This is a genomic window from Acidovorax sp. SRB_14 (assembly GCF_012932145.1).
Taxonomy (GTDB): Bacteria; Pseudomonadota; Gammaproteobacteria; order Burkholderiales; family Burkholderiaceae_C; genus Simplicispira.
On record NZ_MWOK01000017.1, the window covers coordinates 79,961 to 86,306 of the forward strand.

General features: G+C 67.1%; 5 protein-coding genes. 1 reads left to right on the forward strand and 4 read right to left on the reverse strand.

The window, feature by feature from the left end; genetic code table 11:
- Positions 1 to 64: 64 nt before the first annotated feature.
- The 4 genes from hslV to B2J86_RS13505 all read right to left on the reverse strand — a co-directional run bounded on the left by hslV (position 65) and on the right by B2J86_RS13505 (position 4,507).
- Positions 65 to 628, reverse strand: coding sequence for an ATP-dependent protease subunit HslV (hslV, locus tag B2J86_RS13490; protein WP_173025861.1), 564 nt, complete (start codon positions 626 to 628; stop codon positions 65 to 67).
- 58 nt (positions 629 to 686) lie between these two features.
- Positions 687 to 2,399, reverse strand: a complete 1,713-nt coding sequence (locus B2J86_RS13495) for an STAS domain-containing protein (protein WP_173025862.1) — start codon at positions 2,397 to 2,399, stop codon at positions 687 to 689.
- Positions 2,400 to 2,440: 41 nt separating this feature from the next.
- Positions 2,441 to 3,223 carry an RNA polymerase-binding protein DksA gene (gene dksA / locus B2J86_RS13500; RefSeq protein ID WP_169168010.1) on the reverse strand — a complete coding sequence of 261 codons (783 nt, stop codon included), beginning with the start codon at positions 3,221 to 3,223 and terminating at the stop codon, positions 2,441 to 2,443.
- Positions 3,224 to 3,391: 168 nt separating this feature from the next.
- On the reverse strand, positions 3,392 to 4,507 hold the full coding sequence (locus B2J86_RS13505) for a GTP-binding protein (protein ID WP_173025863.1): 1,116 nt from the start codon (positions 4,505 to 4,507) through the stop codon (positions 3,392 to 3,394).
- A 262-nt stretch (positions 4,508 to 4,769) separates the two neighbouring features.
- Here B2J86_RS13505 and B2J86_RS18315 point away from each other — a divergent pair.
- Positions 4,770 to 6,346, forward strand: a 1,577-nt coding sequence (locus tag B2J86_RS18315) for a methyl-accepting chemotaxis protein (RefSeq protein WP_371736547.1), incomplete at its 3' end; no start/stop codon positions are given.

The following is a 6,346-nucleotide window of genomic DNA, read 5'->3' on the forward strand; positions in this document are numbered from 1 at the left end:
GCTATCAAATGAATAGTATTCGAAACCGGTAGCGCGGCAGCCGGAACGGCGTGCGCGCGCGCCACTACAGCGTCTCGATGGTGTGGTTCATGTTGGTGTAGATGCACAGCTGGCCGGCGATCTCGAGCGATTTCTTCACCACCTCCTGCGCGGACAGGTCGGTGTTCTCGATCAAGGCCTTGGCGGCCGACTGCGCATAGACGCCGCCCGATCCGATGGCGACGATGCCCTGCTCGGGCTCGAGCACATCGCCATTGCCGGTGATGATGAGCGAGGCGTCCAGGTCGGCCACGGCCAGCATGGCCTCGAGGCGGCGCAGCACGCGGTCGGTGCGCCAGTCCTTGGTCAGCTCGATGGCGGCGCGCACCAGGTGGCCCTGGTGCTTTTCGAGCTTGGCCTCGAAGCGCTCGAACAGCGTGAAGGCATCGGCCGTGGCACCGGCAAAGCCGGCCAGCACCTTGCCGTGGTGGAGTTTGCGCACCTTGCGCGCCGTGCCCTTGACCACCACGTTGCCCAGGGTGACCTGGCCGTCACCGCCAATGGCCACCTGCACGCCCTCGGGCGTCTGGCGGCGCACGCTGAGGATGGTGGTGCCGTAGAAAATGCGGGAATCGCTGTGTTGTTCCATAGCGGGCACACATGGGGGCGGGCCGCCCGCTTTCAAGCGGGGCGCCGCAGCGGGGCTCTCAGTTCTTGCGCGGAACGATGCGCGCGTGTTCGCTCACACCGATCACGTTGAACAGCACCGCCACGAGCCGGTGCAGGTTGCGAAATTGCACCACGCGGCCCTGGGCCTGCTGCTGCGCCGCCCAGTTGAGCACCGAACCCGCGGCGGAAAAATCGATGCGGATCAGGCACTCGCAGGGCACGACCAGCGGCTCGCCCGGGCGATCCTGGGCGTCGAGCGCGGCGAGCGCGGCACTGGCGTCGCCTTCGATGTGCCCCCGGAGCCCGGGCACGCCGTCCGGCGCGGCCGCCAGGGGCCCGTCCGCGCCTTCGCCGGGGTGCGGGGCCAGCAGGTCGTGCGCCGGATCGTCCAGCGCCACATCCGCGCCGCCGCCGTCAGGGGCAGCGCTGCAGGCGCAGCGCGGTGCGGACCAGGAAGGCGGCGAGACCTCGTAGGTCACGCAGTAATCGAGCGCCACGAGCTCGAACTCGTCGGGCCGTCCCATGCAGCGCAGTGCTGCCATGCGCAGCCGCCACCACTCGGGGTTGGCCCTGCGGTCGCCCGACTGGGTGTGGGCCTGCAGCAGGGCCTCGAGCGCGGGCGCGCCCGTCAAGGCAATGTGGACGTCCTGCTCGGCCCAGCGCAAAAACTCGTTGGCCAGCGCAGGCAGTGCAGCTTCGTCGATGTCGACCAGGCGCGACCAGTCCAGGCACCAGGGCGACGCGGCGCGCAGCAACGCGGCCTGCAGCGCGGCCACCGACTGCAGCGTCAGCACGGACGGCGCGTTCCAGCTGACATCGCGCCGCGCCGCAACGGCCCCCGGCGGTGCCGCTCCCAGGCCCAGTTGCTCGGGAATGGAAAACCACAAGGGCGCGGAGCGGTCGAAGCGCGCCGCGAAATCCAGCGCGAGGCTGTCGAAACTGTCTTGCTGACCGGTGGCGCGGTAGAGGTCGAACAGCGCCATCCAGATCTCGAACTGCTGTGCTGCGTCGTCGCCGGCATGCTGTGCCAGCACCTCCCTCAAGCCGGCTTCGGCACCGGCGTGGTCGCCGTTGGCGAACCGGATGGCCGCTTCTTCGAGATCGGGTTCGTGCACGAATACCTCCAGTTCGAGGGACGGCGAGGCCTGCGCGCCCGGCGTCCCGTCCGCAGGCTGCGGCGCGGACACGGCACCAAACCCGCTGAGGCACATGCTGTCGTCGGCAAACAGCGGGGCGGCGGCGGCCTGGGGTTCGAGGTGCAGTGGCATGGACGCCGGCGCGGTGGGGGCGAAGGCCGCCCCCTCCCCTGCCGCTGCGCAGTCGGCGCCCGGCGCTGTCAGGCCGGCGGACGGGGTATCGGGCGGGGAAGGGGCACGGCCCACCGGCTTGCCTTTCCACCACTGCATCGACATCTGCGCCTCGATCTCATCGATTTTCTGGATGGTCACGGCCCGTTCGCCGGGCGAGGTCAGGCTGCTCTGGAACAACGAGGGGCGTGCTGCGGAATCCTCGATGCGCTGGCCCGCCAACGCGTCGCGCTGGCGCAGCTTGCGCAACTGATCGAACTCGCGGCGGCGCACAAAGTCGTTGCGCCGCTTGCGTTCGATCATCTCCTTGAGCATTTGCTTGCTGTACTGGCTTTCGCGGTCGGCGTCGATGGAGTCGAGATCGCCCCAGTTGACCGTCGGGTTGCGCACAAACCGCACCACCTTGGACAGCAGTCCACCGGGGGAAGCTTCTTCCTTGCTCATGCAGCGTCAAGACGTCGGGTGCGCAAGCATGCCAGGCGCCGTCAGTCACCAAACATTTTTTGCTTGAGCTCGCGGCGCTGCTGCGCTTCCAGCGACAGCGTCGCCGTGGGGCGGGCCAGCAGGCGGCCCACGCCGATGGGCTCGCCGGTCTCGTCGCAGTAGCCATAGTCGCCGGAATCGATGCGGGCAATGGACTGTTCGATCTTCTTGAGCAGCTTGCGCTCGCGGTCGCGCGTGCGCAGCTCCAGCGCGTGCTCTTCCTCGATCGTGGCGCGGTCGGCCGGGTCGGGAACGACCACGGTGTCCTCGCGCAGGTTCTCGGTGGTCTGGCCGGCGCTTTGGTGGATGTCCTGCTTGAGCAGCACCAGCTTGTGCCGGAAGAACGCCAGCTGCTGCTCGTTCATGTATTCGCTGTCGGGCATGGCCAGAACTTCGGCGTCGCTCAGCTCATCAACCGGCTTGGTTTTCCAGTTGTTGGCCAGTTTGGCGTCTTTCTTGGGGCTGCCCATGGGGGGCGACACTTGCATGGTGGAGGGCATGGTGTTGGTATAGCTTGCTTTGGCCGCAGTGGAGGCCACCGACTGCGCCATGGATGGTACGGTCAATTGCGCCAGACGTGAAGAAGGCCGGGTGCTGCGCACGGGCGCCGCTGCGGCGCTGGGCGCGGCCACAGCCTTGGCGTGCGGCTGGGCGGTCGCCGTTTTGGCGGGCGCCGCGGGGGCGGCACGTGCAGCAGACTTCGCTGGCACCTTGGCGACGGGCGTTTTTGCCCCAGTCGTCGACACCTTGGCAGTGGCCTTGGATTTGCTGGTTTCAGCTTTCAATTCCTGTCTCCTCACAGTACGGGCGGGCCCGCAGACACAGGGCGTGCTGGCGGGCGGGTGGGTGGTAAGCCCCTCTATTTACCGGGGCGCGATTGTATCGGCCCGGGCTGACAGCAGCCCCTGCGTTGCGCAATACCCACAAAGGGGCGGCTCGCCCGGGCACGCACGTCACACCAGGCACTGCTGCAGACCCTGCACCAGAATGTCCTGGGGCAGGTCGATGCCGATGAACACCATCTTGCTGCTGCGCTCCTCGCCTTCGGCCCATGCGGGCCCCAGGTCGCTGCCCATGAGCTGGTGCACGCCCTGGAAGATCACCTTGCGGTCGGTGCCGAGCATGTTCAGCACGCCCTTGTAGCGCAGCATGCGCGGGCCGTAGATGTTGACGATGGCGCCGAGGAAGTCTTCGAGCTTGGCCGGATCGAACGGGCGCTCGGCGCGGTAGACGAAGCTCTTGACGTCGTCATCGTGGTGGTGATGGTGGCCATGCCCGTGGCCTTCCTGGTGCGACGGATGGCTGCAATGCGCACCATGCACGTGGTCATGGTCATGGTCATGGTCATGGTCATGGTCATGGTCATGATCATGATCATGGTCGTCGTGGTCATGGCCGTGCGCCGCCGCGTCCTCCTTGAGGAAATCGGGGTCGATGTCGAGCTTGGCGTTCAGGTTGAAGCCGCGCAGGTCCAGCACCTCGGCCAGCGGCACCTCGCCGAAATGCACGGCCTTGATGGGCGCGCGCGGGTTCATGTGCTTCAGGCGGTGGACCAGCGCGTCGGTCTCGCCGGCGCCCACCAGGTCGGTCTTGGACAGGAAGATCTGGTCGGCAAAGCCCACTTGGCGGCGCGCCTCCTGGCGGTCGTTGAGCTGCCGGGGCGCATGCACGGCGTCGACCAGCGTGATGATGGAGTCGAGCAAATAGGACTCGGCGATCTCCTCGTCCATGAAGAAGGTCTGCGCCACGGGGCCGGGGTCGGCCAGGCCCGTGGTCTCGATGACCACGCGGTCGAAATCGAGCAGGCCCTTGCGGCGCTTCGCCGCGAGCAGCTGCAGCGTCTCGCGCAGGTCCTCGCGGATCGTGCAGCAGATGCAGCCGTTGCTCATCTGCACGATCTGCTCTTTCGATTCGGTGACCAGGATGTCATTGTCGATGTTTTCCTCGCCAAACTCGTTCTCGATCACGGCGATCTTCTGGCCATGCGCTTCGCTGAGCAGGCGCTTGAGCAGCGTGGTCTTGCCCGAGCCCAGGAAGCCGGTGAGGATGGTGGTGGGGATGAGGGACATGGAGAAGCCTTGGAATGCGAAGTGCCGCAGGCACGGTCTGAGGGTGCGGGGAGCCCGACAAGCGAGGGAGTTTAGCGGCGAACCCATGCACCGTCAGAAGCGTGCCGGGCAACCCTGCCCGTTCATCACAGGGCCCAAGCCAATTGAAACCAAATGCATATTTGTGCAATATGTTGCTACTGCCCTTGACGGACTGGCAGCCGCGATCGTTCAGCCCATACACCGAAGACTTGGCATGCGCTTGAGTGACATCAGAATTTCTGTGCGTTTGGTTCTTGGTTTTGGCCTGATGGCTGTGCTGCTCGTGCAGCTGGGCGGCTCTGCGCTCTTGCGGGTCGGAAGCATGAGCGATGCCTTTGGCCTGGTGGCGCACGACCGGTACCCCAAAGTCATGGAACTCCAAGCGGTCAAGGAAAACCTCGCGGCCGTCGAAGACGCGCTGAGCCATCTGCTGCTGATCGACAACCCGGCCGATCTCCAGCAGCAGCACGCCCTGATTGGCGCCAAGCGCCAGGAAAGCAGCCAGATACTGGACCGGCTGCAGCCGCAGATCCGGTCGGCGCAAGGAAAGGCGGCCTTCGACAGGATCCTCCAGGCCCGCAACGTGTACAGCCAGGCGCAAAACCGCTTCATCGACCTGGTGGCGGCAGGCAACAGGGACGAAGCGCGCACGGTGCGGCTCCATGGCATGCCGGCCTTGCGCACGGCCTATGCCGATGCGCTCGATGGGTCGGTGAAATACCAGCAGACGCTGATGGACGCCTCGATCCAGGAAGCCGCTGACGCAGTCAGCAGCCTGCGCATCACCATCTGGGCCACCCTGGGGTTTGCGCTGGTCGCTGCCGTGCTGATGGCGCAGTGGATTGTCCGCTCCATCACCGAGCCGCTGCGCGAGGCCGTGGACCTGTCCCGGGCCGTTGCGGCGGGCGACCTGAGCCGCTCCATCCACGCCTCGGGCAACAACGAGACCGCGCAGCTGCTGCACGCGCTCAAGGACATGCAGGCCGGTTTGGTGCGGGTCGTCGGCAGTGTGCGCGAGGGCTCGGAGAGCGTGGCTGCGGCCAGCGCGCAGATCGCCCAGGGCAACCGCGACCTGTCGGCCCGCACCGAGCAGCAGGCCAGCGCCCTGGAGCAAACGGCAGCGTCCATGGAGGAACTCAACTCCACCGTGCGGCAAAACGCCGACAACGCGCGCCAGGCCAACCAATTGGCCATGAATGCATCGACCGTGGCCACGCAAGGCGGCGAGGCGGTGGCCGACGTGGTGCGCACCATGAAGGACATCAACGACAGCTCGAACCGCATCTCCGACATCATTGGCGTCATCGACGGCATTGCCTTCCAGACCAACATCCTCGCGCTCAACGCCGCCGTCGAGGCGGCGCGCGCCGGCGAGCAGGGGCGTGGCTTTGCCGTCGTGGCCGCCGAGGTGCGCAGCCTGGCCGGGCGCTCGGCAGAGGCGGCCCGCGAGATCAAGGGCCTGATCGGCACCAGCGTGGACCGCGTGGAACTGGGCACGGCCCAGGTCGACCGGGCCGGCCAGACCATGGCCGAGGTGGTCACCGCCATCCGGCGCGTGACCGACATCGTGGGCGAGATCAGCGCCGCCAGCTCTGAGCAAAGCGAGGGCGTGCAGCAGGTCAGCGAAGCCGTCACGCAGATGGACCAGGTGACCCAGCAGAATGCCGCCCTGGTCGAAGAGATGGCGGCGGCCGCCGCCAGCCTCAACCTCCAGGCGCGCGACCTGGTGGACACGGTGTCGACCTTCAAGCTTGCCGCGCACGCCGGCGCGCCGGCCCCCCGCAGCACGGCGCGCACCGCGCCGTTGCCCACGCCAGC

Excerpts from the sequence above, each read along its gene's own strand:
- B2J86_RS13495 (WP_173025862.1), bottom strand. The coding sequence starts at position 2,399 with ATGAGCAAGGAAGAAGCTTCCCCCGGTGGACTGCTGTCCAAGGTGGTG.
- B2J86_RS13505 (WP_173025863.1), bottom strand. The coding sequence starts at position 4,507 with ATGTCCCTCATCCCCACCACCATCCTCACCGGCTTCCTGGGCTCGGGC.
- hslV (WP_173025861.1), bottom strand. The coding sequence starts at position 628 with ATGGAACAACACAGCGATTCCCGCATTTTCTACGGCACCACCATCCTC.